Here is a 22486-nt window from a genome sequence, read left to right as displayed (position 1 = left end):
CATCTCCACCGTTCCTTCAACTGGGAAAACGGCGCCCCCGGGCCCCAGGAGGGGCCGCGGGGGCGTTCGGCTAACTGCGGGAATGGCCTATTTGCTCAATGTGTTCGGCTGAGATCGGAAATCAACCATAAACCAAGAACCGCGCTATGCAGTACAATAGAGTCGTCGATGGGCAACGTCGTCAGTCGAGACACGATCGCGCTCCGCACCCCTCCGTCTACTCGGTGCGTTCCCGCCTCCTCCCCGAGGCGGGATGTCGGCATTTTTTCATGCACCGACAACCCAATAGCAAGCAGACAGACCGGACAGCATTGCACACGGGCAGCATCGCGCATCTCGGCAGGAAATGCAAAAAGGGACCCGTCCATTGCGGACGGATCCCTTAAAACAAGTGATCGTCAAACCGATTTACTCGGCGTCGGTCTCCTCGTCCTTCTTCTCGGAAGGCAGCGGGGTAACCTCGATCTCGACGCCCAGAGTCTCAGCAGCAGACTTCATGGACAGGGAGATACGACGACGGTCGAGGTCGATCTCCATGACCTTGACCTGAACCTTGTCGCCCACGTGGGTGACCTGAGAAGGCTGGTCGACGTGCTTGTTGGCCATCTCGGAGATGTGCACCAGGCCCTCGATGCCCTCGCCCAGGTCGACGAAAGCGCCGAACGGGACAAGCTTGGTCACAGTGCCCTCGACGATAGCGCCGACGGGGTACTTCTTGACCAGTGCGCGCCACGGATCCTCGGTGGTCTGCTTGAGACCCAGGGAGATGCGCTCGCGGTTGAGATCGACGTCGAGAACCTCGACCTCGACCTCCTGGCCAACCTTGACAACCTCGGAAGGATGGTTGACGTGGTTCCAGGAGAGCTCGGAAATGTGGATGAGGCCGTCGATACCGCCGAGGTCGACGAAGGCGCCGAAGTCGACGATGGAGGAAACGGTGCCCTGGAGACGCATGCCAGACTTGAGCTTGGACAGAATCTCGGAGCGCTCGGCCTTACGGGACTCCTCGAGCACGACGCGACGGGAGAGGACGACGTTGTTGCGGTTGCGGTCCATCTCGATGACGCGGGCCTCGATGCGGGTGCCCATGTAGGAGGTGAGGTCCTTGACACGACGGAGGTCGACGAGGGATGCGGGCAGGAAGCCACGCAGGCCGATGTCGAGGATCAGGCCGCCCTTGACAACCTCGATAACCTCGCCCTCGACGTTCTCGCCGGAGTTGAACTTCTCCTCGATGCGGTTCCAAGCACGCTCATACTCGGCACGCTTCTTGGACAGGACCAGACGACCGTCCTTGTCCTCCTTCTGGAGAACCAGAGCCTCGATGGGATCACCGAGTGCAACGATGTCTGCAGGGTTAGCGTCCTTGCGGATGGACAGCTCGCGGACCGGGATAACGCCCTCGGACTTGAATCCGATGTCAACGAGCACCTCGTCATGCTCGATCTTAACGACAGTGCCGTTAACGAGATCGCCCTCATCAAAGTCGGTAATCGTACCGTCGATGAGGTTGTTCATCTCCTCCTCGTTGACATCGTCAAGAGAGAAAATGGACGAGTTCTGAATCTCACTCAAAGGTGGACCCCTTTCGAACTACGGGGCCCCGATTGCTAGGACCTACAGAAGGGTGCGACAAGCACACAACGTTTAGGAACACTCGGGAGCCGACAGATACTAATGTGACGCTTATGCAATCACGTTCGTATAGGTTACGGGGAAATCATTTCGATTTCAAGCGTGAACTGCGATTTTTTACTCGTATGGAGACTTTTTCGCAATCTTGTGGACGACCGTCCCCATAAGTTGACGATAGGCAGTTAGGCATACGGCTTTGGGGTAAAGTATCCGGAGCAACGATTCTGGAACGATTTATCGAGAAAGGTGCCCGCGTGCTCAAAGCAGTCGTTTTCGATATGGACGAGACGCTTCTTAGCATCAACCTCAACGCGTTCATCCTTCGCTATTTTAAGGATGTCTCGTCGATGCTCGCGGATATCGGACGCCGCAGCCGCGGTGGCACGATGGCACGCCTCGGTACCATCCTGGTCGACCTCAACGCCAACCGCCGAAGCGGCACGGACAATCGTACCAATCTTGAGTTTTACCGCGCCGAGGTCGAGCGCCGATGCGGCATCTGCCTCTCCGATCCCCTCATCTACGAGGCGTTTACCTACTACGAGCGCGAAGTTCTTCCGTACAAGAACGACGATATCATTAACGCCCACGCCATGCCGGGCGCACACGCCGCGCTCCAGGCCGTACAGGACGCAGGGCTGCGTTGCGCGCTCTTTACCAACCCCAGCTTTCCCCAGGGGGCCATCGAGTGCCGCATGGGTTGGGGCGACCTGGCTGACGCTCCCTTTGAGCTCGTCACGCACATGGGAAACGCCACCCGCTGCAAGCCTGATGCCACCTATTATCTTGAACAGCTTCAGGTGATGGGGCTCAAGCCGCACGAGGTCCTTATGGTGGGCAACGATCCCAAGCGCGACTTCCCGTCCCCCGATTGTGGCATCCAAACCGCCTTTGTGGGCCAGGGCAAGCCCAGCCGAGCCACCTGGCGCGGAACCATGGAAGACTTCGCCCGCGACTTCAACGCCGTAATCGAAGCCTTCTACGAACACCAAGTAGCCGACGAACTGTCATAGGACCCCTCGCTCCAAACAAAATAGCGCCGCAGGTTGAGCATAAGTCAGCGAAAACGCCCCTAAGCGAGCAATGTGCCTTGAAAGAGGAGGGCATAGGCCTTCTGGCCATGCCCGACGATTGAAAGGTAGATTGCCGCTTAGGGGCGTTTGCAGCGTCGACTGGTTACGCGGTTTGGTAAAACCGCGTAACTAACAGACTTGGGTTTTGCCGATCATGATGTTGAGGATTTCGACGTCGGTATCCTTCATGCCCACGCGGCCCACGTAGCCCATGCTGGCGATTGTCTGCTCGACGGTATCCTGGATCAAGCCCTCGCCGGCACGGAAGCCGCGGCCCTGCATGGCCATATCATGGCCCAGAATCGCCGCATCGACGGCAGCGGAAATCTTGGCGGCACAGCTTGCCTTGGCGCCATCGCACACGATGCCGCCCACGTTGCCGAGCGTGTTCGAAACCGTCGCGCCAATTTGCTCGCGCGTGCCACCGCACAGCCAGGTAATCGCGGCGCCGGCGCCGCACGCGGCGCAAATAGCACCGCAAAACGCCGAGAGCGCACCGATATAGCTCTTGATATGCACGGCGATAAGATCGGACAGCATCACGGCGCGCACCAGGCGATCGTGGTCGCAGCGCAGGTACTCGGCATACTCCATAACGGGCAATGCACAGGTAATGCCCTGGTTGCCCGAACCGCACACAATGGCGACCGGCAGCGCGCAGCCGTTCATGCGGGCGTCGGACCCGGCGGCTGCACGGGCACGGGCACGGCAGGCGACGTCATCGGCACGAGCACCCAGCAGCGTACGGCCCACTTCGGCACCCCAAGCGTGCGCCAGGCCCTCGGCGCTGATCGCGCCGTTCAGCTCAATCTGACGCTCAACGGCAGCGCGGGCGCCCTCAATGTCGCCGTCCTCGATAAAGTCGATGATTGACTCAATCGACATGGGCGTATCGGCGTTATCCGCCGCGCGCTCGGCCACCACGCGCTCGGCGCAGGCGGCACACTCCCCCGCCGGCTTGCCGCATACCGGAATACCGTCGAGCGTATGGCACGTGACATTGGTGTGGTGGTCGGTAATCTCGACGACCGCGGTATGGCCCCCGGCCGTGGCAGTCACCTTGATGTAGAGGTTGGGCACACCCTCGACAAGCGACACATCGCTGTAGCCGGCGTCAGCGAGGAGCTCGGCCACGCGCGCACGGTCTTTATCGTCAACGCTCTCGAGCACCTCGAGCGCGCTCTTGGCGTCGCCGCCCACGGCACCCAGCACGGCCGCCGCTTCAATACCGTGCATGCCGCCCGAGTTGGGCACGGTCACGCTCTTAACGTTCTTGATGATGTTGCCCGAGCAGGCAACGTCCATATGATCGGGTTCGCAACCGAGCGTCTGGCTCGCCAACGCCGCTGCATAGGCAACGGCAATGGGCTCGGTGCAGCCGAGTGCGCAGACAAGCTCGCGGTTCAAAACATCGCAAAACGCGGTATCGCGAAGGGAATCGGCAGGCATAGGTATCTCCTACTTATATAACGGGCTGGGCTCTCATTAATAGTTAGCTCTTTTATTTGATAACAATGCATCAAAAACCGCAACCCAGGTTCCGGTAGACGGCGTTCAGGCGCAAACTGGCGGCATTCATTCATGAGAAGCCGGTCTTGTTGCATGCTAAAGCATTTGAACAAATAACGCCCGAGCGTTTACGCAAAAGTCGCGCTATCATGCAGTTGAAAGCGGTAAACACCTTTAGCATTTGCGCCGCACAGAACAGAGAGGAACCATCTATGAAGATCGGTATCGGTAACGATCACGCCGCCGTCGAGCTCAAGAACATCATCTCCGAGCACCTGAAGGAGCGCGGCTGCGAGGTCGTGAACTTTGGCACCGACACCTCCGCGAGCTTCGACTACCCCATCGCCGGCTACAAGGTGGGTAAGGCCGTTGCCAACGGCGATGTCGACCTAGGCATCCTGATCTGTGGCACCGGTGTCGGGATTAGCCTGGCTGCCAACAAGGTCGAGGGCGTACGCGCCGTCGTGTGCTCCGAGCCCTTCAGCGCCAAGCTATCGCGCATGCACAACAATACCAACGTGCTCGCCTTTGGTGCTCGCGTCGTGGGCTCCGAGCTCGCCAAGATGATTGTCGATGAGTGGCTCGACGCCGAGTTTGAGGGCGGCCGCCACGAGCGTCGCGTCAATCTCCTCAACGAGATCGACCACACGCGCGGCCTCAAGGTCGTCGACGAGGCCTAAAGACCTACAAAGCCATACGCTAACGCCAGCCCCCGTCCGGAACACACATCCGGACGGGGGCTCTTTAGTAGATTTCTAGGCGTTTACCAAAAATCTACTGGAATAAAAAGGGCGCCGCGGATGGAGTTCCGCGGCGCCAAAGCCACACGCTAACAGCTTTAAGGAGTCAAAGCTGGTTTAGCCAAAGAAGCGCTTGATCTCGATCTCGGCGTTCTCCAGGCAGTCGGAGCCATGAATCACGTTGGCGTTGACATCGACAGCGAAGTCGCCACGAATGGTGCCGGGGGCAGCATCAAGCGGGTTGGTAGCGCCCATAAGGGTGCGCATCTTGGAGACAGCGGAGAGACCGGAAACGACCATCTTGACGACCGGACCGCTCGTCATAAAGTCACAGAGACCGCCAAAGAAGGGCTTATCGGCCAGATGGGCGTAGTGCTCCTCGACGGTAGCGCGCTCGAGCGTGGTCATCTCCATGCGCTCGATGACAAGGCCGCTACGCTCAATGCGAGCAACGATCTCGCCGATCTTGCGATCGCGCACGGCGTCGGGCTTAATCATGATGAAGGTCTTCTCGATAGCCATAAGGTAGCCTTTCAAGTAGGTTCGCGCGTGCCCAAGTCCCATTCCGGCACCCGCCTGGACTGCATCGTAACAGAGTTTTAGCTGCAGTTAAACAAAAAGCTGATTTTTGAAACGCTACAATTTATTAAAACGTTCCATATGTGTCACTTCTGTTTCAAAACCCGATTAGAGTACCATCCGACCGCGCATCAACCGCATCGAACCGAGCGGACGGTCGATTGCCTCCCGTGAACGTACCCCCTTCACAACCTGCCCAAAGGTCCTACAGAAGTTCTCGACAAGCCCTTTCCCCATTGCAACAAAATACGGACGTCCGCAGCAGCAGACGCCCGTAAAAGCAACAACGATTTATCAATACATGGCCAAAACGCTTCAGCCAAACCCTTACTTTGCCCCGTGGCCCATCTCGACGACCTTAGTCAGCGATCCAAACACACCTTCGTCGGCAACGAGTTGCGCCTCGGCGCGCTGCAGCTGTACGGCAACGGCAGCAGGAGCAGTGCCGCCCTCGGTCGTGCGCGCAGCGACAATCGACGGGATGTCGAGCGCCTCGGTAATATCGTGCTCAAAGAGCGGGCTTGCCTCATGGAACACCTCAAACGGCAGGTCCTCAAGATTGCAGCCGCGCTTCTCGCACATCAGGACCAGATGGCCCACCACGGCATGTGCCTCGCGGAACGGCAGACCACGCTTGGCCAGGTAATCGGCAACATCAGTAGCGGCAAGGTGCCCCACGCCGCACTCGCGCGCCATGGCATCCTCGTTGACGGTCCAGGTCGAAATCATGCCGGACATAACGGACAGGCACTGCATGAGCGTATGGGCGGTATCGAGCACGCCCTCCTTGTCTTCCTGCAAGTCCTTGTTATAAGCGAGCGGCAGGCCCTTCATGGTCACGAGCAGCTGCACCAGGTTGCCATAGACTCGGCCGCTCTTGCCGCGGATAAGCTCGGCAAAGTCGGGGTTCTTCTTCTGCGGCATGATGGACGAGCCCGTGGAGTAGGAGTCGGAAAGCGTGATAAAGCCAAATTCGGAGCTCGACCACAGCACGATCTCCTCGGAAAGACGCGACAGGTGCATGGCCATGACGGAGCCGGCGTAATGCAGGTCGAGGAGGAAATCACGGTCAGAAACGGCATCGAGCGAGTTGGGAATCACGCCCGCAAAGCCAAGTTCGGCAGCCGTCATCTGGCGATCGAGCGGATAGCTCGTACCGGCAAGCGCGGCAGCGCCCAGCGGGCAGTTGTCGGCGGCATCAAAGGCGGCCTGCAGGCGTGTAAAGTCGCGCGCGAACATCCAGGAATACGCCAGCAGATGGTGCGACAGCAGCACGGGCTGAGCGTGCTGCATGTGCGTGTAGCCCGGCAGAATCACCTTGTGGTACTTCTTGGCCGCATCCACCAGCACGTGACGCAGCTCAAGATTGGCCTCCATAAGCTCCTTGGCCAGCGCCTTGACGCCCAGGCGCGTATCGGTCGCCACCTGGTCGTTGCGCGAACGCCCGGTATGCAGGCGCTTGCCCGCCTCGCCGATGCGACGCGTCAGCTCGCTCTCGATGGACATATGAATGTCCTCGTCGTTGATGTCGAAGGTGAAGTTGCCGGCATCGATATCCTGTTCGATTCCGGTCAGGCCCTCGGCAATCGCCTGCTCGTCCTCGGCGCTGATAATGCCCTGGGCCGCCAGCATCTTGGCATGTGCCTTAGATCCGGCGATATCCTGCTTATAGAGATGTTTGTCGACCGGCAGCGACGCGCCAAACTCCTGCGTGACCTCGGCCACGCCCGCCTCAAAACGACCGCCCCAAAGAGCCATAGAACCGTCCCCTTTCATCAAATACCAAAAACATGCGCCCAAAGCAATGCGCCCTGTCGCTAAAGCGATTTTTCAACCGCTAGTTTTACACATTCCCCGCCGTGCGCGGGATCATGTAGCTAATTTGCAAAGAAGTGACGCGCCATGCACTTGGCGCCCAACGTCTCCCTCCGGATGTTGCCCTGCGAATCGTCGATCCAGGCCTTCAGGCTCATAGGAACGTCCTCGACCTTTGCAGCATCGAACACGGGCGCGAGGACAAGTAAGGCATGCGCGATAGCATCGAACATAATGGATACTCCTCATATATATAGGCGCAGAGCCGCCAAATTGATAGAAGGAGCCCCGCCGGACAACCCCGGCGGGGCTCGGACTCAGCCGCAGTCGCGGCATCATATATGCGGGCGGAACGTAGGGGCCACCGATGTTAAGAAGTGTCAGCAAGCATAACGAAAGGTAGGGACCCCGTGCGCCCGTTATGTATCACGCGGATGGGCCGCGCGGATACCAAGGAAAGGAAGACTTAAGCCTGGGCGGCAGCAGAGCTGGGACCCTGGACCTTAGCCCACGTCTTGAGCGACAAGGTATCGATCTCGATAAAGCCGGCGCTGGCTTTCTCGTCAAACGTGGTGTCGCGGTCGTAGGTGGCCAGGCCGTAGTCATACAGGCTAAACGGGCTCTTGCGGCCAACGACATGGCAATTGCCCTTAAAGAACTTCAGACGGACGGTGCCGGTCACGAACTTCTGGGTATCGGCCATAAAGGCGTCGAGCGCGTTTTTGAGTGGGCTGTACCACTGGCCGTTGTACACGGCGGTGGCCCAATCCTGCTCGAGCTTAATCTTAGTCTTGAGCAGGTCGCCCTCAACGCAAATGTCCTCGAGTGCCTTATGGGCGGTAATGAGCGTCAGGGCGCCGGGAACCTCATAGCACTCGCGGCTCTTGAGGCCCACCAGACGATCCTCAACCAGGTCGAGACGGCCAAAGCCGTTGTCGCCCGAAATCTTGTTGAGGGCGATGACGATCTCGGAGAGTTTCATCTTCTTGCCGTCGACGGCGACGGGCTTGCCGACCTCAAACTCAATCTCGGTATACGTCGGGGTGTCGGGCGTGTCCTCGGGATTCTTGGTCATAACCCAGGCGTCGTCGAGCGGCTCATTCCAGGGGTCCTCCAGGTGGCCACACTCAATGGCACGACCCCACAGGTTGTCGTCGATGGAATAGGGGTTGTCGTTGGCACCCTCGGGAACCGGCACGTTGTGGGCGTGGGCATAGGCGACCTCGTCGGGACGGCACTTCAGATCCCACTCGCGAACGGGGGCGATAACCTTAAGCTCGGGGTCGAGGGCCTTGACCGCAGCCTCAAAACGAACCTGGTCGTTACCCTTGCCGGTGCAGCCGTGGGCGACGTAGGTCGCGCCAAACCCGTGAGCGACCTCGACAAGCTTCTTGGCGAGCAGCGGGCGAGACAGAGCGGAGAGCAGCGGGTACTTGTTCTCGTACATGGAATTTGCGGCGATGGCCTTAGTCAGGAACTCATCGGAGAACTCGTCGCGCAGGTCGAGCACCTGGCAATCGAGAACGCCCAGGTCGAGAGCCTTCTGCTTCTTGGCATCCAGGCCGGTCTCCTCCTGGCCCACGTTGCCGCAGACGCAAACGACATCGAGATTTTTCTCGTCCTGGAGCCATTTGACACATACGGATGTATCAAGACCACCGGAATATGCGAGAACGACTTTTTCCTTGCTCATGGCTGTTTCCTTTCGCCCTTGGTAGCTAGTTAGAACATCGGTCAGTTGCAAGTCATTTCAAGGTCATATACCGTGCAATATCAGGTTAAATAGCAAAAATCAGCACATACATGCCCTAGAAACATGCAGCAATGTCGTGCTAAAACCCAACGACCTCAAAATGACTCTGTTGAGGCAATTCGCCCCATGCGGACAGAGACGATTGTTATCGTCGTCGGGAAATTGCGCGCTGGCGTCGGATGGCATTGTCTGCAGTAGTGATGATCTTTACGAACTGCATCTGCCTCTCCTTTCACCTATCGCCGGGCGCAATTCTTATATCGTAAACGGTACCTTTTCCTCGGTAAACGGTTGTTTTTCCGTCTCCGTTTTCGATGGTCGCTATATTACGCTAAAGTGCCTGCTGTACAAGCGACAAATTCATATTTCTGAAAAGTTTTTTCATTACTTTGTGAATGAAGATGCAAACGCGCGCCAATCCTGCGAAAATACGCCTGACTACGAGTTGATGGTTATAACGTCTGAAACAATTTCGAAACGAAAGGCTCGCTTTTATGCAAACTTACGAATCGGACGCCAATATCGGAAACATTAAGCTCATCGCCGTCGACATGGACAAGACACTGCTGACCGACGAGCGCGTGCTGCCGCAAGGCCTTGACGAACGCCTGGACAAGCTCGCCGAAGCCGGCATCGTATTCTGCCCCGCCAGCGGACGTCCCGCCCCCAAGCTCGAAGAGATGTTCGAGGGCATCAAGAACCGCCTCGCCTTTTGTCCCGACAACGGCGCATGCGTGATCTATCGTGGCAGCTATATCTATAAGAGCATTATCGACGTGGAGCTGTACCAGCAGGTCTTGAGCCGCGCCTCGGAGGATCCTCGCGCTGTCCCCGTCCTGTGCTGCTTTGACGAGTTCTACGTGCTTGCCCGCGACCATCAATACCACGACGAGATCAGCGTCTACTACAACACAATCAACTACGTCGACAGCTTTGAGGGCATTGATATCGAGTCCAACAAGATCTCGATCTTCTTCCCCGCCTACGATGCCGAGCCCGCATTCCGCGAGACCTATAGCCCCGAGTTCTCGGACAAGCTCTACGTCACCAACGCCGGGCGCGAGTGGATCGACTTCATGAACTTGGGCGTCGACAAGGGCGCCGGCGTCGCGCACCTGTGCGAGCACCTGGACATCGATATCGCCGACGCCGCCGCCGTGGGCGATACGTACAACGATATCCCCATGCTGGAGCGCGTCGGACATAGCTTTATCGTGGACAATGCCGAGGAGCACATGAACGCGCATGCCAAATGGCGCATTCCGAGCAACAACGACGGGGGCGTACTGACGCTCATCGACGCCATCTTGGCGGCTCGTTAACGTGGCTCGTCGGACCTGGCCGGGCGAGGCGGGTAAGTTTTTCGCTCGGTCAGGTCCTGGGCTCGCTCGGAAAGCACATTAAGTGCTTTCCGGCTCGTGCGGAATCTACGAAAAACTTACCCGCCTCGCCCGGCCAGGTCCTGCGGTGACTTGCTTGCCGCCAAGATAGCGTCTTGGCGCCTAGATACTTTGGCTGAATTTAATTGAATGAAGGGGGGCTCCTTGTTGGCAAGGAGCCCCCCTTCTGGTTTTGATTACTTTGGGATTGTGGGTGTGCCCTTATTTGGCGTCTGCCCAGGTTACTCCAGTCGAAGCTTCGGCGATTAGGGGTACGCGTAGGTCTACTACGTGCTCCATGACGTCGCGGACCATAGCTGTGAGGCGCTCGACTTCGTTGATGGGGCACTCAAAGTCCAGTTCGTCGTGCACCTGCAAGATCATGTGGGCGGCAAAGCCTTCTTCTTCCAGACGGCGGCTCACGCGGGCCATCGCAATCTTGATGATGTCGGCGGCTGTGCCCTGCATGGGGTGGTTCATTGCCGTGCGCTCGCCAAAGCCGCGGAGTTGCGGGTTTTTGGCCTTGAGCTCCGGAATGTGGCGACGGCGGCCGTACATGGTCTCGGCGTAGCCCGTCTGCTTGGCACGTACCACCACGTTGTCTAGGAACGTGCGCACGCCCGGGTAGGCCTCGTAGTAGCGGTCGATCATGTCGCGCGCCTCGGCCATCGAGATATGCAGCGACTGCGACAGACCATAAGCCTGCTGACCATACACGATGCCAAAGTTCACGGCCTTGGCGCGACTGCGCAAGTCGGGCGTTACCTCGGACACCGGCACGCCAAACACGCGCGCGGCCGTCTCGGCATGGAAGTCCTCGCCCTCGTTAAAGGCGCGCACCAGGTGCTCGTCACCCGAGAGATGTGCCAGCAGACGCAGCTCGATCTGCGAGTAGTCCACCGCCAAAAAGACGCTGCCCTCGCCTGCCGAAAACGCCGTCTTGACGGTACGGCCCAGCTCCGAGCGCGTCGGGATGTTCTGCAGGTTCGGGTCGCTCGAGGACAGGCGTCCCGTTGCCGTGATGGTCTGGTTGTACGTGGTGTGCACGCGACCGTCACCGCGGCGCAGCGGGCCCAGCGTGTCCAGATAGGTGGACTTGATCTTGGACTTCTCACGCCAGTCCAAGATCAGACGCACGATTTCGTGGTCACGGGCAAGGTCGCTCAACACCTTGGCGTTGGTCGAATAGTAGCCGCGCTTGGTCTTTTTGAGGCCTTTGGTCGGAAGCCCCATAACGTCAAACAGCACATGTGAGAGCTGCATGGGACTACCGATGTTAAACGTCTCATCACCCGCCAGATCGCGAATGCTGCGCTCGACCTCGGTAATCTGGGTCGCCAGGCCCTCGGACAGATTGCGCAGGCGGTCGGGATCCACGAGCATGCCCGCGCGCTCCATCTTGGCAAGCACCGGCACGAGCGGCATCTCGATGCCGTCGAACACGTTGGCGGCGTTCTCGCGGGCCATGCGGTCGCGCAGCGGTGCGACCAGCGCCAGCGTCAAGGCCGCCGTGCGAGCGGCGGGCGCCGGAGCGTCCTCGCCGGCACCCTCTGCACCGCGCGCCGCGGGCAGCGCCATCTGCAGATAGGTATCGGCCAGATACGCCTCGTCAAACTCGGAGCGGTCGGAATCCAACAGGTAGGCGGCGACCACGGTGTCGAAGATGCGCATGGAATCGACTGTCAGCGGATCCATGAGCTCGGACTCGGAAGAATCGATGGGCGAAAGCTCGTGCAGCAGCGCCTTCATGTCCGGGCTCGCCACGCGGCCCTCCATAAACAGGCGCGCAAGCACGCCGGCAATGACGCCGTGGGCGAAGTTGAAGCCATCGACTACGGCAGTGGTACCGCCGTCGCCCTCCTCAAGCGCAAGCAGCCCCTTGGACGTCGCCAGCCACAGCGTACGCGTCAGGCCAAAGAGCGCACCCTCCTCCTTGTCATCGTCCACCACGGCGGCAATCCACTCGCCCGCCTCGATCGCACGAGTAACCTCGGCGGCAACGGCAGCGAGCGCCTCGGCATCGCCGGCGGCAGCGCGCATAACGGGGGGAATCTCAAACGCGCTGGCGGTGACCGCAGCCCCACCCTCGCCACCAATCAATGACAAGAAACGGTTCTGCATGGCCGTAATGCCGAGTGCTCCCAGTGCCGCGGACACTTCATCGGCAGAAAACGCCGGGAAGGACGTTTCGTCAAAGTCGAGCTCGACAGGCGCATCGGTGCGAATGGTTGCGACCTTGCGGCTCAGCAGCGCATCGTCGATATGCGCACGCAGGTTCTCGCCCATCTTGCCCTTGACCTCGTCAGCATGCGCGATGACCTCGTCCAAGCTGCCGTACTGCGCAATAAGCGCGCTCGCCTTTTTGGGGCCGATGCCCGGCACACCGGGGATGTTATCGGACGTGTCGCCCTTCAGGCCGTAAAAATCGGGCACGAGCGCAGGCGTAATGCCGTGATACAGGTCATCCACGCTCTCGGGCGTCATGATCGCCACGTCGGACAGGCCCTTGCGGGTCGAGACCACGTTGACGTGCTCGGTCACGAGCTGATACATGTCTCGGTCGCCGGTCACCAGCAGCATGTCGCAGCCGGCCTCCTCGCCCAGGCGAGCCATGGTACCCAGGATATCGTCGCCTTCCCAGCCCTCGGACTGCAGAATCGGCACGTTGAGCGCACCGAGCAGCTCCTTGATCATCGGAAACTGCGCGTGCAGATCGGGGTCCATGGGAGGGCGCTGCGCCTTATACTGCGGCAGCATCTCCATGCGCACGCGTGGCTTGCCCTTGTCAAACGCCACGACCACACCGTCGGGGTTAAAGGCATCGATCATCTTGAGAAACATGTTCAGAAAGCCAAAGATCGCGTTGGTGGGGCGACCGTCCGGCGCGTTCATGGTCGGCGGCACGGCGTGGAAGGCGCGGTGCATGAGCGAGTTGCCGTCAATAACGGCAAAGGTGCGGCGCTTGTCAGACATATTGAATACCTCGCTTTGGGCTGGGCACGGTTTGCTCACACCAGTTTACACGCTCCCTGCCCCGCGGCCACAGCACATCAAGCTCCCCTGCCACCGTGAGCCCGCGCGTGATACGATGGCTCACGGTACATCAACCAGCACGATCGATCCGAAAGGAGCCTGCGTCATGGAGCGTCCCTGCGCATGGAAAAAGTACACGCCACAGCAAGTCGAGGAGCTCGAGGAGCTTTGCCGCGGCTATAAGCAGTTTTTGAGCGAGAACAAGACCGAGCGCCTGTGCGTCAAAACCGGCATCAAGATGGCCGAGGAGGCGGGCTACGTCAATCTGGAGACCGTGATTGCCGAGGGCCGCGAGCTCAAGGCAGGCGACAAGGTGTACGCCGCCAACCACGGCAAGGACCTTATGCTCGTCAACCTTGGCACCGCCCCGCTCGAGCAGGGCTTTAACATCCTGGGCGCCCACGTGGACTCGCCGCGCCTGGACCTTAAGCAGAATCCCGCCTTCGAGGCCGGCGACATGGCCTACCTCGACACGCACTACTACGGTGGCGTCAAGAGCTACCACTGGGTGGCCTCCCCGCTCGCACTCGTGGGCGTCATCTGCAAAAAGGACGGCACCACCGTCGACATCAACATCGGCGACAAGGCGGACGACCCGGTCTTTACCATCTCCGACCTGCTGATCCACCTCTCGAGCGAGCAGATGTCCAAGCCCGCCAAGGACGCCGTCGACGCCGAGATTCTCGACGTGATCGTGGGCGGCCGTCCCGTCAAGTTTGACGAGGACGACAAGGACGCCCCCAAGGAGCCCGTCAAGCAGATGTTCCTGGACATCCTCAAGGAGCAGTACGACGTCGAGGAGGAGGACTTCCTCTCCGCCGAGATCGAGGTCGTGCCCGCCGGCCCCGCCCGCGACATGGGCCTCGACCGCTCCATGATTTTGGGCTATGGCCACGACGACCGCGTCTGCGCCTACCCCTCCATGCTCGCCCAGATCAATGTGGCCAATGTCGAGCGCACGAGCATCACACTCATCGTCGATAAGGAGGAGATCGGCTCCGTAGGTGCCACCGGCATGACGAGCCGTTTCTTCGAGAACACCGTCGCCGAGATCATGACGCTCGCCGGCGAGGATAGCCCGCTGACCCTACGCCGCGCACTCGCCCGCAGCCGCATGCTCTCCTCCGACGTGTCTGCCGGCTTCGACCCGGGCTATGCCGGCAAGTTCGAAACCAAGAACGCCGCCTTTATGGGTCGTGGCCTGTGCTTTAACAAGTACACGGGCAGCCGCGGCAAGGGCGGTTCAAACGACGCCGACGCCGAGTACGTGGCCCTCGTCCGCGACATCATGGACGAGGCCGGCGTGGACTTCCAGACCTGCGAGCTCGGCCGCGTCAACGCGGGCGGCGGCGGCACCATCGCCTACATCATGGCCAAGTACGGCATGAACGTCATCGACTCCGGCGTTGCCGTCCTGTCCATGCACGCCCTGTGGGAGGTCGCCAACAAGGCCGACATCTACGAGGCCTACCGCGGCTACAAGGCCTTTATCGAGCGAGCCTAACCAACCCTTCATCAGTTGCGGTGAAATACGGACTAAACTGGCCCATAAACGGCCAAAACTGACTGTATTCCACCGCAACTTCCTTCTTTGGCAGAGGAGCGTCCATGCTGCAGGTCATCATTTCGCCCGCCAAGCAGATGCGCGCGGCCCAAGATGCTTTTGAAGTCCTGGGCGTTCCACCTTTTGTGCACGAGGCGGCTCGCCTCCACCGCGCGCTGCTAGATATCGAACGAAATGAAGGTAGCGGCGGCCTGCAGGCGCTATGGAACGTGAGCGACAAACTGCTGGGGCCTTGTCTCAACACCCTGCATGAGTTCGGGCCCATCCTGAAAAACGGCGATCTCGACAATCCCGCACTCGCCCGTCACCTCTCCCCTGCCGTCATGTCCTACCACGGCATCCAATACCAAAGCATGGCGCCCGAGGTCATGGATGCCGCACAGCTCGACTGGCTGCAAAGCCATCTCTGGATCCTCTCGGGACTCTATGGATGCGTGCGCCCCTTCCACGGCGTGTCGCCCTATCGGCTCGAAATGGGAGCGAAGCTCTCCGTCGACGATGCCCGAGACCTCTATGCGTTTTGGGGCGACAAACTTGCATGCGCCATTGCGCCGACCGACTCCAACACCACGGTCGTCAACCTTGCCAGCGTGGAGTACGCCAAGGCCGTTCTACCCCATCTCGCAGGCGACGCCACAACCGTCACTTGTCTCTTTGGCGAAGGTGTCCGCAACGGCAAGCCCATCCAGCGATCGACCGCCAGCAAAAAGGCACGCGGCTCCATGGTGCGCTGGATGGCAGAAAACAAGCTCGAGGATGTAAGCGGGCTCACCGCGTTCGACGTTGGCTATCGTCACCTTCCCGAGCTTTCAAATAAAAACACTTTGGTCTTCCTGAACGAACAGACCTTGTAGAACCACCGCTACTTTTGAATGTGCTGCCTAGGCACGGCGTCTATTCCGCCAAGCCGTCGGCTTTGGCAATTTCATTTGTCGAACCGTCCTGATAGGTAATCTTGACATGCTCCACCTCGGACACCTTGACGCCCGACGGAGGCTCAAGACGCCATTCCGTCAGGGCGATATCCATGGTCGTGGGCACATCTCCTTGATCTTTGAGCTTCACCGTCAGTGTTTTGAGCGTCGCATCATACGTCACGCGTTCGATTTCCTCACCAGGAATGGACCCACCGCTCAACTGCAACTGCACAAACTCATCGCGCGGGTACCAATAATCGCCCGGAATGGCGAGCGTATTGGCATTACCGCCAGTACTCCTCACCGCCATAATCGGTAGGCTATCATCGGCCTCAAACTCCCAGGCAGCGCCGCCGCGACCGCCAAACGTCCAAATACAAAAGGCAATCACCATCACGACAAGGATCGCAAAACCAATTGCGACCAGTCCATAATGGGCACGGCTCTCCTCGGCCGATACATCCCATTGCGTCTCTCGATATAGATGTTTGTCTTCCATGTTCGCCTCCCCACGGGCATGCTCATCGCGTCAATCGTACCCATTCAGGCTATACTTGAGCCCACCACATAAACGGGGAGCTTGCAGGACAAGACGGCAGGCTGAGACTGGGCGCGCCCGCCCTGACCCGCAAACCTGATATGGGTAATGCCAACGAAGGGAGCCGTGCCAATGAGCACACAGACCGAGCCCAAGCTCGTCACGCAAATCGACTTCGCCCGCGCCGGGCAGATCACGCCGCAGATGAAGGAGGTTGCCGAGCGCGAGCATCGCGACCCCGAGTACATCCGCGAGCGCGTGGCAGACGGCCGCATCGCCATTCCCGCCAACATCGTGCATATCAAAAAGGGCATGCGCGCCTTTGGTGTCGGCGAGGGCCTGTCCACCAAGGTCAACGTCAACCTGGGCATCTCGGGCGACAAGGCCGATGCCGCCGAGGAGTGGAAGAAGGTCAAGATCGCCGAGGACTTTGGCGCCGACGCCATCATGGACCTCTCCAACTCGGGCAAGACGCACCAGTTCCGCCAGCAGCTCATCGACGAGACGCCGCTTATGGTGGGCACCGTCCCCATGTATGACGCCATCGGCTACATGGAAAAGCCGCTGGTCAAGCTCACCAAGGACGATCTGCTCGAGGTCGTGCGCGCTCATGCCGAGGACGGCGTGGACTTTATGACCATCCACTGCGGCATCAACAAGTCGGTCATCAAAACCTTTAAGGAGACCGGCCGCCTCATGAACATCGTCAGTCGCGGCGGCTCGCTGCTGTTTGGCTGGATGGAAGTCACCGGTAACGAGAACCCCTTCTACGAGTTCTACGACGAGGTGCTCGAGATCTGCCACGAGTACGACGTGACGATCTCGCTCGGCGACTCCTGCCGCCCGGGCTGCCTCTACGACTCCAACGATGCCACCGAGACCGCCGAGATGATCGAGCTGGGCAAGCTGTGCAAGCGTGCCTGGGCCGCTGGCGTCCAGGTCATGGTCGAGGGCCCGGGTCACATGGCACTCGACGAGATCGCCGCCAACATGAAGCTGCAGAAGCGTCTGTGCCACAACGCCCCGTTCTATGTGCTCGGGCCGCTGGTGACCGATATCGGCGTGGGCTATGACCACATCACCGCCGCCATCGGTGGTGCCATCTCCGCCAGCTCCGGCGCCGACTTCCTGTGCTACGTGACGCCGGCCGAGCACCTGTGCCTCCCCAACGCCCAAGACGTGCTCGATGGACTCATGGCCACCAAGATCGCCGCACACGCCGCCGATATCGCCAAGAAGGTGCCCCACGCCCGCGACATGGACGACAAGATGGGCCAGGCACGCCGCAAGCTCGACTGGGACGCCATGTGGAAGTGCGCGCTCGACCCGGTTACGGGCAAGAAGCGCTACGAGGAGTCCCCCGCCGCCACCGAGGGCACTTGCACCATGTGTGGCAAGATGTGCGCCGTCCGCACCGTTAACAAGGTGTTCGAAGGCACGACGATCGACCTCGGCATGGAGGACTAACTCGTCACCGGAGCCACAAACGGCCACAAGGTGTTCGTCAATTGTTGACATGTGAACATTTTCTTACATTTACGTAAAGATTGCACCGCCCGCCCGGGATCGGCATACAGCCGGCCCGGGCAACTTTATAATGCAGGCTTAAAGACCCATTTGAATCCGACCGAACAAGGGAGCGAACATGGATCGCAGTAAGGTACCCGCCGTTCTATCCATCGCAGGATCCGATTCCAGCGGTGGTGCCGGCATTCAGGCCGACATCAAGACCATCACGGCGCACCGCCTGTATGCCGAGACGGCCATCACAGCCATCACCGCACAAAACACGCTCGGCGTCACCACCGTGCAGAATATCTCCCCGGACATTGTCGCGGCGCAGATCGATGCCGTTTTTGACGATATTCGACCCAGCGCCGTCAAGATCGGCATGGTCTCCTCTGCCGAGATTATCGAGGTTATCGCCGACCGCCTGAGTGCCTGGGACGCACAAAATATCGTCGTCGACCCCGTCATGGTCGCCACCTCGGGCGCTCGCCTGATCGCAGAGGACGCCGCCGAAGCGCTTACCCGTCGCCTGTTCCCACTGGCGACCGTCATCACGCCCAATATTCCCGAGGCCATGGCACTGCTCGATTACGAGGTCGATTCCGAGCGCACGCAGCAAAATGCCGCCATGCTCCTCACCCGCCGCTTTGGCTGCGCGTCCCTCGTTAAGGGCGGGCATTTTGTCAACGAAGCCAACGATGTGCTAGCAGAGCCCGCGCCGCTCGATGACGAGGGCAACCATCTGGGCGATCCGCTCACCACGTGGTTCCGTCACAAGCGTATCGACACCAATAACACGCACGGCACCGGCTGTACGCTTTCGTCCGCCATCGCCTGCGCGCTGGCCCAGGGCATGGATCTTGCCGATGCCGCCAACGCCGGCAAGGCCTACCTAACGGGCGCTCTGGCCGCCGGCTTTGACATGGGCAGAGGCTCCGGCCCCGTCAATCACATGTGGCAGTATTAAGATTCGCGGCCCAAAACCACCGCAAAGGGGGCAGACACCTTTGCGGTGGTTCCCACAAACATCTCGATCTGTAACAGTAGCTCGGCAAAATCGACCCTAGATGTTACAGATCGAGACAAACGACCGATATCGACCTAAATAATCTCGATCTGTAACATCTAGCCCGTTTTCAGCCTTACAACTGTTACAGATCAAGACAAACCAACGAAACAAGCCACCGCAAGGGGAACTTTTGTACTGCTTTGGGCCGTACTACTCTCCGAGCATCTCTTTGAGCTTGGCTGCCACGGCGTGGCCCAGGCTCTCGTGGCTTTCCGGCATCATGTGCAGATAATCGATATCGCCCGGCTCGGCAAAATCGGCGGCATTCAAAAAGTCGCAGCCAAACTGTTCGGCAACATACTTATAGTATTCGGCAAAATGCTCCGAGGCCTCGACGGAGTGCTCGTCAAAGTCGGTCATATACACATCGGCGATCTGCGGCTTGATCTTGATAGGAGCCATCAGCAGAATGCGCGGACAAGGCGCAGCGTCGGTCCACGGAAACGCGCGGACAGCGCGAATCAGCGCCATGGCGCCACGGGCGATATCGGAAGCTGTCACGTTAAAGACCGTCTTACAGTCGTTGGTGCCCAGCATAATCACGATCGCATCCAGCGGCTTATGGGCCTCGAGCAGCATCGGCAACGCGCGAATACCGTTGAGATTAGTATCCAGATGGCACATATCGTCGCGCACCGTCGTGCGGCCGTTTAAGCCTTCCTCAATTACGTGCCAGTCCTCGCCCAGGTCACGCTGTGCCACGCCGCACCAGCGCACATCGTGCGCATAGCGCACCGCGGTGCCGTCGCGCATACCTGCCGGATCGTAGCCATAGGTATTGCTGTCACCAAAGCACAGAACGTTTTTCATCGTAAGCCCTTCCTTTAGTAAAAAGCCGACGGAAGCAGCCCTCCCGCCGGCTCGACCTATCTGTCGGCACGTACCGATTACAGGTACTTGCGCCAATCGTCCTCGTCCTCATCGTCCTCGGCAGCAGCCTGGGCCTGCTCGGCGGCGCGAGCAGCCGCAGCGCGAGCGGCAACCTGGGCATAGGACTCCTCGTTGCGCTCGGGGAAGTTTGCCAGCACGTGCTCGAACTTGGCAAAGTCTTCGTCCCAACGCGTAGAAGGCACGGCAAAGAAGACCTGCTTGACCTTGAAGTCGCCCGACGCAAGCTCCTTGCGGAAGAGCTCAGCCACGGCCTCGGCGTCAAAGCCGTTGTTGTCGCAGCCCCAAGCGCCCAGCACGAGCTTCTCGCGACCCAGCTCATCGCAGATGGCAAGCACAAAGCGGATGCGATCGCGCAGGGCATCCAGCAAGGCATCGTCACCCACGCGATACTCCTGGCGAGCGCGCTTGGCGTTGGGCGCGGCGGCAACGATCACGTCAGCATATGCATGTACGTGATTGCGGTCGAAGCGCACCGCAGGCACCACCAGCGCACGGTTGCGGTAAAGCTCGCAGTTGATGTTGCGGCGACGGTTCTCGCCGTACCATTTGCGCTGCTTATCGAGCACGTTGTACAGGTACGAATCGGCACAGAGCGTGGCCTCCTGGCCCAGATAGCCCTGGATGTAGCCACCGCCCGGGTTGGTGAACGAGGCAAAGGCGAGCACGGCCATGTCGCAGAACTGCGCGTAGCCTCGGCCGTTATCCAGAATGGCCTGCGTGGCAGAGGCGTCGAGCACGGTGACCTCGGGCAGGACCGGAGCAGGCTTTTCAGCGGCAGGCGCAGGCTCGGTCTCCGCGGCCTCCTCTGCGGGCGCAGGCTCGGCCACGGCCTCAGCCTCGGCAGACGCAACCTCGGCGGCCTCAGACTCCTCGGCGACCTGCTCCTCGGCAGCCGCAGCCGCTTGGGCCTTGGCCTTCATCGCCGCGACAAAGCCGGCAGGCATACCGTCGAACTCGCGCACGCCTGCAAGCGAGCGCTCGATATCCTTGGCGCACGCTTCGGACACAGTCGCCACGTGACGCTCGGCGGCCTTGGCACGGGCCTCGCGCTTGGGATTGGGCTGCCCTGCGCGATTGGGTCTGCGGTTACGGTTCCTGTTGTCAACGTCTGCCATAAGTGGTCACCTTTCTCGGTCTCTGCCGCTATCGGCTTTTCCATCCATGATACCCCGCCACGCACAAAAAAGACGGCCCCGAAGGACCGCCTTCCGCATCGATTTACACGTGCGCAAGCACCGCTGCAATTTGGCACTAGTCGCGACGACCAAGGATGTTCAGGATGCGCAGGAACACGTTGATGATGTCCACGAACAGGTTGGATGCCATGAGCACGGCGTTGGGCAGCGTGGGCGGCACCGTCGTGGCCACATAGGTGTCGTAGCCAATAAAGCCGGCGAACACCACGATCACGATCAGGTCGGTGATGGACTGCGAGACGCCCATAAACATCAGCACGATCTCGACCAGAATCGTGGCAAGCAGGATGCCAAAACCAATGCCGTACACACGCTGGAAGAACTTGGGGAAGGTCACGCCCAGCGCACCAAAGACAAAGGTGATGGCGGCCGTGGCGATAAAGGCAGTGTTGATGGTGGGCAGGTCGTAATTGGCAAGGCCAAACGACGCGGTCAGGCCAAAGGTACTCGCAAAGATTACGTAGCCCACAAGGGACAGACCCACAGACTGCTTGCCCGCGGCGGCCGACATCATGACCATGCCGACGATGGTCAAAATAAACGAGCCAAAGACCAGCGGCAAGGCGGCGCCGCTCATCATCATGCGGGCAAACGCCATGGTGCTCGTAAAGTAAGCACCGGCACCCATGGCGCAAAAGCCCAAAAAGATCAGGGCAGACATGGCAAGGTTGTACGCACGCGGCGACATCTCCTTGGCACGGCTTGCGCCGGTCTCAATGGGGCCGTTCTGATAACCCTGGATATCGTTCATAATATCGTCCTTTCAAAAGCGCCGCGACAGCGCCGTAGGTGACAAGATTCCTGCCATTGTACCCGAATGCCGCGCGCTCTTACCTGCGGCGCCCGCTCTCGAGCGTACGGTCGAATGCCCACACCCACCAACGCATCAGATGGGCCTGCGAGCCATCCGGTCGCTCGCGCGCCTGTTCTTCCAGATACAGTTCGGTCGCATGCCCACCAAAACGAACCTTATAGGTTGCCGTACGAATGCCGTGAACCGTTAGGCCAAAACCGGTGGATGAGACAATCTCGTCGATCGTAAAACAGCGACCGTCGACCCAGCAGACGGTAACCGGCACGACTTGTCCGCCCGCGAGGATGCGGGCCACGACGTCCACATACTGCTTGTGCACGCGTCGAGTTTTACCATCTGTCTGTCGATATTCCATGCCTCCTATTATCGAACGCATGTTTGCATATTGTAAAGCGAACAGGCTGTGGTTTTGGGATGTTGGGGCGCGCACGTGTCCTCATGGCGTGCTAGCAAAAAGAACACCCGCGGTCAA

Annotated in this window: 19 protein-coding genes and 1 riboswitch; of the genes, 7 read left to right on the top strand and 12 right to left on the bottom strand. The window is 59.7% G+C overall.

Going from position 1 to position 22486, the window contains the following annotated elements; translation table 11 throughout:
• Window positions 1–408 precede the first annotated feature (408 nt).
• Window positions 409–1575 carry a 30S ribosomal protein S1 gene (gene rpsA / locus AAAX73_RS07120; RefSeq protein ID WP_022095232.1) on the bottom strand — a complete coding sequence of 389 codons (1167 nt, stop codon included), beginning with the start codon at window positions 1573–1575 and terminating at the stop codon, window positions 409–411.
• Between the two features lie 314 nt (window positions 1576–1889).
• Between rpsA and AAAX73_RS07115 the strand changes: the two genes are divergently transcribed.
• Window positions 1890–2648: an HAD family hydrolase gene (locus AAAX73_RS07115; protein WP_349125492.1), complete on the top strand. Its 759-nt coding sequence runs from the start codon at window positions 1890–1892 to the stop codon at window positions 2646–2648.
• Between the two features lie 189 nt (window positions 2649–2837).
• On the opposite strand, the gene AAAX73_RS07110 is transcribed toward AAAX73_RS07115, so the two are convergent.
• Complete coding sequence (locus tag AAAX73_RS07110) at window positions 2838–4157, bottom strand: L-serine ammonia-lyase, iron-sulfur-dependent, subunit alpha (RefSeq protein ID WP_349125491.1); 1320 nt, start codon at window positions 4155–4157, stop codon at window positions 2838–2840.
• 272 nt (window positions 4158–4429) lie between these two features.
• Between AAAX73_RS07110 and rpiB the strand changes: the two genes are divergently transcribed.
• On the top strand, window positions 4430–4897 hold the full coding sequence (gene rpiB / locus AAAX73_RS07105) for a ribose 5-phosphate isomerase B (RefSeq protein WP_349125490.1): 468 nt from the start codon (window positions 4430–4432) through the stop codon (window positions 4895–4897).
• Window positions 4898–5074: 177 nt separating this feature from the next.
• Here rpiB and ndk read toward each other — a convergent pair whose 3' ends face one another.
• The 4 genes from ndk to AAAX73_RS07085 form a co-directional block, all read right to left on the bottom strand.
• Window positions 5075–5479 (bottom strand): nucleoside-diphosphate kinase, encoded by a 405-nt coding sequence (gene ndk, locus AAAX73_RS07100; RefSeq protein ID WP_055251725.1) that lies wholly within the window; start codon window positions 5477–5479, stop codon window positions 5075–5077.
• Window positions 5480–5863: 384 nt separating this feature from the next.
• A complete protein-coding gene (argH, locus tag AAAX73_RS07095) occupies window positions 5864–7294 on the bottom strand; it encodes an argininosuccinate lyase (protein ID WP_349125489.1) in 1431 nt (476 codons plus the stop codon).
• Between the two features lie 119 nt (window positions 7295–7413).
• Entirely contained in the window at window positions 7414–7584 is a 171-nt protein-coding gene (locus tag AAAX73_RS07090; RefSeq protein ID WP_349125488.1) for a hypothetical protein, read from the bottom strand.
• 233 nt (window positions 7585–7817) lie between these two features.
• Window positions 7818–9044, bottom strand: coding sequence for an argininosuccinate synthase (locus AAAX73_RS07085; RefSeq protein ID WP_349125487.1), 1227 nt, complete (start codon window positions 9042–9044; stop codon window positions 7818–7820).
• Between the two features lie 554 nt (window positions 9045–9598).
• Between AAAX73_RS07085 and AAAX73_RS07080 the strand changes: the two genes are divergently transcribed.
• Complete coding sequence (locus AAAX73_RS07080; protein ID WP_349125486.1) at window positions 9599–10426, top strand: HAD family hydrolase; 828 nt, start codon at window positions 9599–9601, stop codon at window positions 10424–10426.
• Between the two features lie 279 nt (window positions 10427–10705).
• Here AAAX73_RS07080 and polA read toward each other — a convergent pair whose 3' ends face one another.
• On the bottom strand, window positions 10706–13456 hold the full coding sequence (polA, locus tag AAAX73_RS07075; RefSeq protein ID WP_349125485.1) for a DNA polymerase I: 2751 nt from the start codon (window positions 13454–13456) through the stop codon (window positions 10706–10708).
• A 166-nt stretch (window positions 13457–13622) separates the two neighbouring features.
• Between polA and AAAX73_RS07070 the strand changes: the two genes are divergently transcribed.
• Window positions 13623–15020, top strand: coding sequence for an aminopeptidase (locus AAAX73_RS07070; RefSeq protein WP_349125484.1), 1398 nt, complete (start codon window positions 13623–13625; stop codon window positions 15018–15020).
• Between the two features lie 104 nt (window positions 15021–15124).
• The gene (locus tag AAAX73_RS07065) at window positions 15125–15934 is read left to right on the top strand and encodes a YaaA family protein (RefSeq protein WP_349125483.1); all 810 of its coding nucleotides are present in this window, start codon (window positions 15125–15127) and stop codon (window positions 15932–15934) included.
• Between the two features lie 40 nt (window positions 15935–15974).
• Here AAAX73_RS07065 and AAAX73_RS07060 read toward each other — a convergent pair whose 3' ends face one another.
• Window positions 15975–16496 (bottom strand): hypothetical protein, encoded by a 522-nt coding sequence (locus AAAX73_RS07060; RefSeq protein ID WP_349125482.1) that lies wholly within the window; start codon window positions 16494–16496, stop codon window positions 15975–15977.
• 63 nt (window positions 16497–16559) lie between these two features.
• Window positions 16560–16675, top strand: a riboswitch (TPP riboswitch).
• Here AAAX73_RS07060 and thiC point away from each other — a divergent pair.
• Both thiC and thiD read left to right on the top strand, forming a co-directional pair.
• Entirely contained in the window at window positions 16668–18002 is a 1335-nt protein-coding gene (gene thiC / locus AAAX73_RS07055; RefSeq protein WP_349125481.1) for a phosphomethylpyrimidine synthase ThiC, read from the top strand. It overlaps the preceding riboswitch by 8 nt.
• Before the next feature lie 178 nt (window positions 18003–18180).
• Window positions 18181–19011, top strand: coding sequence for a bifunctional hydroxymethylpyrimidine kinase/phosphomethylpyrimidine kinase (gene thiD / locus AAAX73_RS07050; RefSeq protein ID WP_349125480.1), 831 nt, complete (start codon window positions 18181–18183; stop codon window positions 19009–19011).
• A 252-nt stretch (window positions 19012–19263) separates the two neighbouring features.
• Here the strand turns inward: thiD and AAAX73_RS07045 are convergent, their stop codons facing one another.
• The 4 genes from AAAX73_RS07045 to AAAX73_RS07030 all read right to left on the bottom strand — a co-directional run bounded on the left by AAAX73_RS07045 (window position 19264) and on the right by AAAX73_RS07030 (window position 22369).
• Window positions 19264–19923 carry an SGNH/GDSL hydrolase family protein gene (locus AAAX73_RS07045; RefSeq protein WP_349125479.1) on the bottom strand — a complete coding sequence of 220 codons (660 nt, stop codon included), beginning with the start codon at window positions 19921–19923 and terminating at the stop codon, window positions 19264–19266.
• 77 nt (window positions 19924–20000) lie between these two features.
• Window positions 20001–21119, bottom strand: coding sequence for a TIGR02452 family protein (locus AAAX73_RS07040; protein WP_349125478.1), 1119 nt, complete (start codon window positions 21117–21119; stop codon window positions 20001–20003).
• Between the two features lie 136 nt (window positions 21120–21255).
• Window positions 21256–21951, bottom strand: a complete 696-nt coding sequence (locus AAAX73_RS07035) for a Bax inhibitor-1 family protein (protein WP_343001257.1) — start codon at window positions 21949–21951, stop codon at window positions 21256–21258.
• A 79-nt stretch (window positions 21952–22030) separates the two neighbouring features.
• Complete coding sequence (locus tag AAAX73_RS07030; protein ID WP_343001258.1) at window positions 22031–22369, bottom strand: hypothetical protein; 339 nt, start codon at window positions 22367–22369, stop codon at window positions 22031–22033.
• Window positions 22370–22486 lie beyond the last annotated feature (117 nt).

The organism is Collinsella sp. CLA-ER-H9 (genome assembly GCF_040092295.1).
GTDB lineage: Bacteria > Actinomycetota > Coriobacteriia > Coriobacteriales > Coriobacteriaceae > Collinsella.
This window is presented reverse-complemented; position numbering and strand designations above follow the sequence as displayed.

Bases quoted from the DNA above. Each gene is read 5' to 3' on its own strand.
- AAAX73_RS07110 (WP_349125491.1), bottom strand. From the start codon at position 4,157: ATGCCTGCCGATTCCCTTCGCGATACCGCGTTTTGCGATGTTTTGAAC.
- rpiB (WP_349125490.1), top strand. From the start codon at position 4,430: ATGAAGATCGGTATCGGTAACGATCACGCCGCCGTCGAGCTCAAGAAC.
- ndk (WP_055251725.1), bottom strand. From the start codon at position 5,479: ATGGCTATCGAGAAGACCTTCATCATGATTAAGCCCGACGCCGTGCGC.
- argH (WP_349125489.1), bottom strand. From the start codon at position 7,294: ATGGCTCTTTGGGGCGGTCGTTTTGAGGCGGGCGTGGCCGAGGTCACG.
- AAAX73_RS07090 (WP_349125488.1), bottom strand. From the start codon at position 7,584: ATGTTCGATGCTATCGCGCATGCCTTACTTGTCCTCGCGCCCGTGTTC.
- AAAX73_RS07085 (WP_349125487.1), bottom strand. From the start codon at position 9,044: ATGAGCAAGGAAAAAGTCGTTCTCGCATATTCCGGTGGTCTTGATACA.
- AAAX73_RS07080 (WP_349125486.1), top strand. From the start codon at position 9,599: ATGCAAACTTACGAATCGGACGCCAATATCGGAAACATTAAGCTCATC.
- polA (WP_349125485.1), bottom strand. From the start codon at position 13,456: ATGTCTGACAAGCGCCGCACCTTTGCCGTTATTGACGGCAACTCGCTC.
- AAAX73_RS07070 (WP_349125484.1), top strand. From the start codon at position 13,623: ATGGAGCGTCCCTGCGCATGGAAAAAGTACACGCCACAGCAAGTCGAG.
- AAAX73_RS07065 (WP_349125483.1), top strand. From the start codon at position 15,125: ATGCTGCAGGTCATCATTTCGCCCGCCAAGCAGATGCGCGCGGCCCAA.
- AAAX73_RS07060 (WP_349125482.1), bottom strand. From the start codon at position 16,496: ATGGAAGACAAACATCTATATCGAGAGACGCAATGGGATGTATCGGCC.
- thiC (WP_349125481.1), top strand. From the start codon at position 16,668: ATGAGCACACAGACCGAGCCCAAGCTCGTCACGCAAATCGACTTCGCC.
- thiD (WP_349125480.1), top strand. From the start codon at position 18,181: ATGGATCGCAGTAAGGTACCCGCCGTTCTATCCATCGCAGGATCCGAT.
- AAAX73_RS07045 (WP_349125479.1), bottom strand. From the start codon at position 19,923: ATGAAAAACGTTCTGTGCTTTGGTGACAGCAATACCTATGGCTACGAT.
- AAAX73_RS07040 (WP_349125478.1), bottom strand. From the start codon at position 21,119: ATGGCAGACGTTGACAACAGGAACCGTAACCGCAGACCCAATCGCGCA.
- AAAX73_RS07035 (WP_343001257.1), bottom strand. From the start codon at position 21,951: ATGAACGATATCCAGGGTTATCAGAACGGCCCCATTGAGACCGGCGCA.
- AAAX73_RS07030 (WP_343001258.1), bottom strand. From the start codon at position 22,369: ATGGAATATCGACAGACAGATGGTAAAACTCGACGCGTGCACAAGCAG.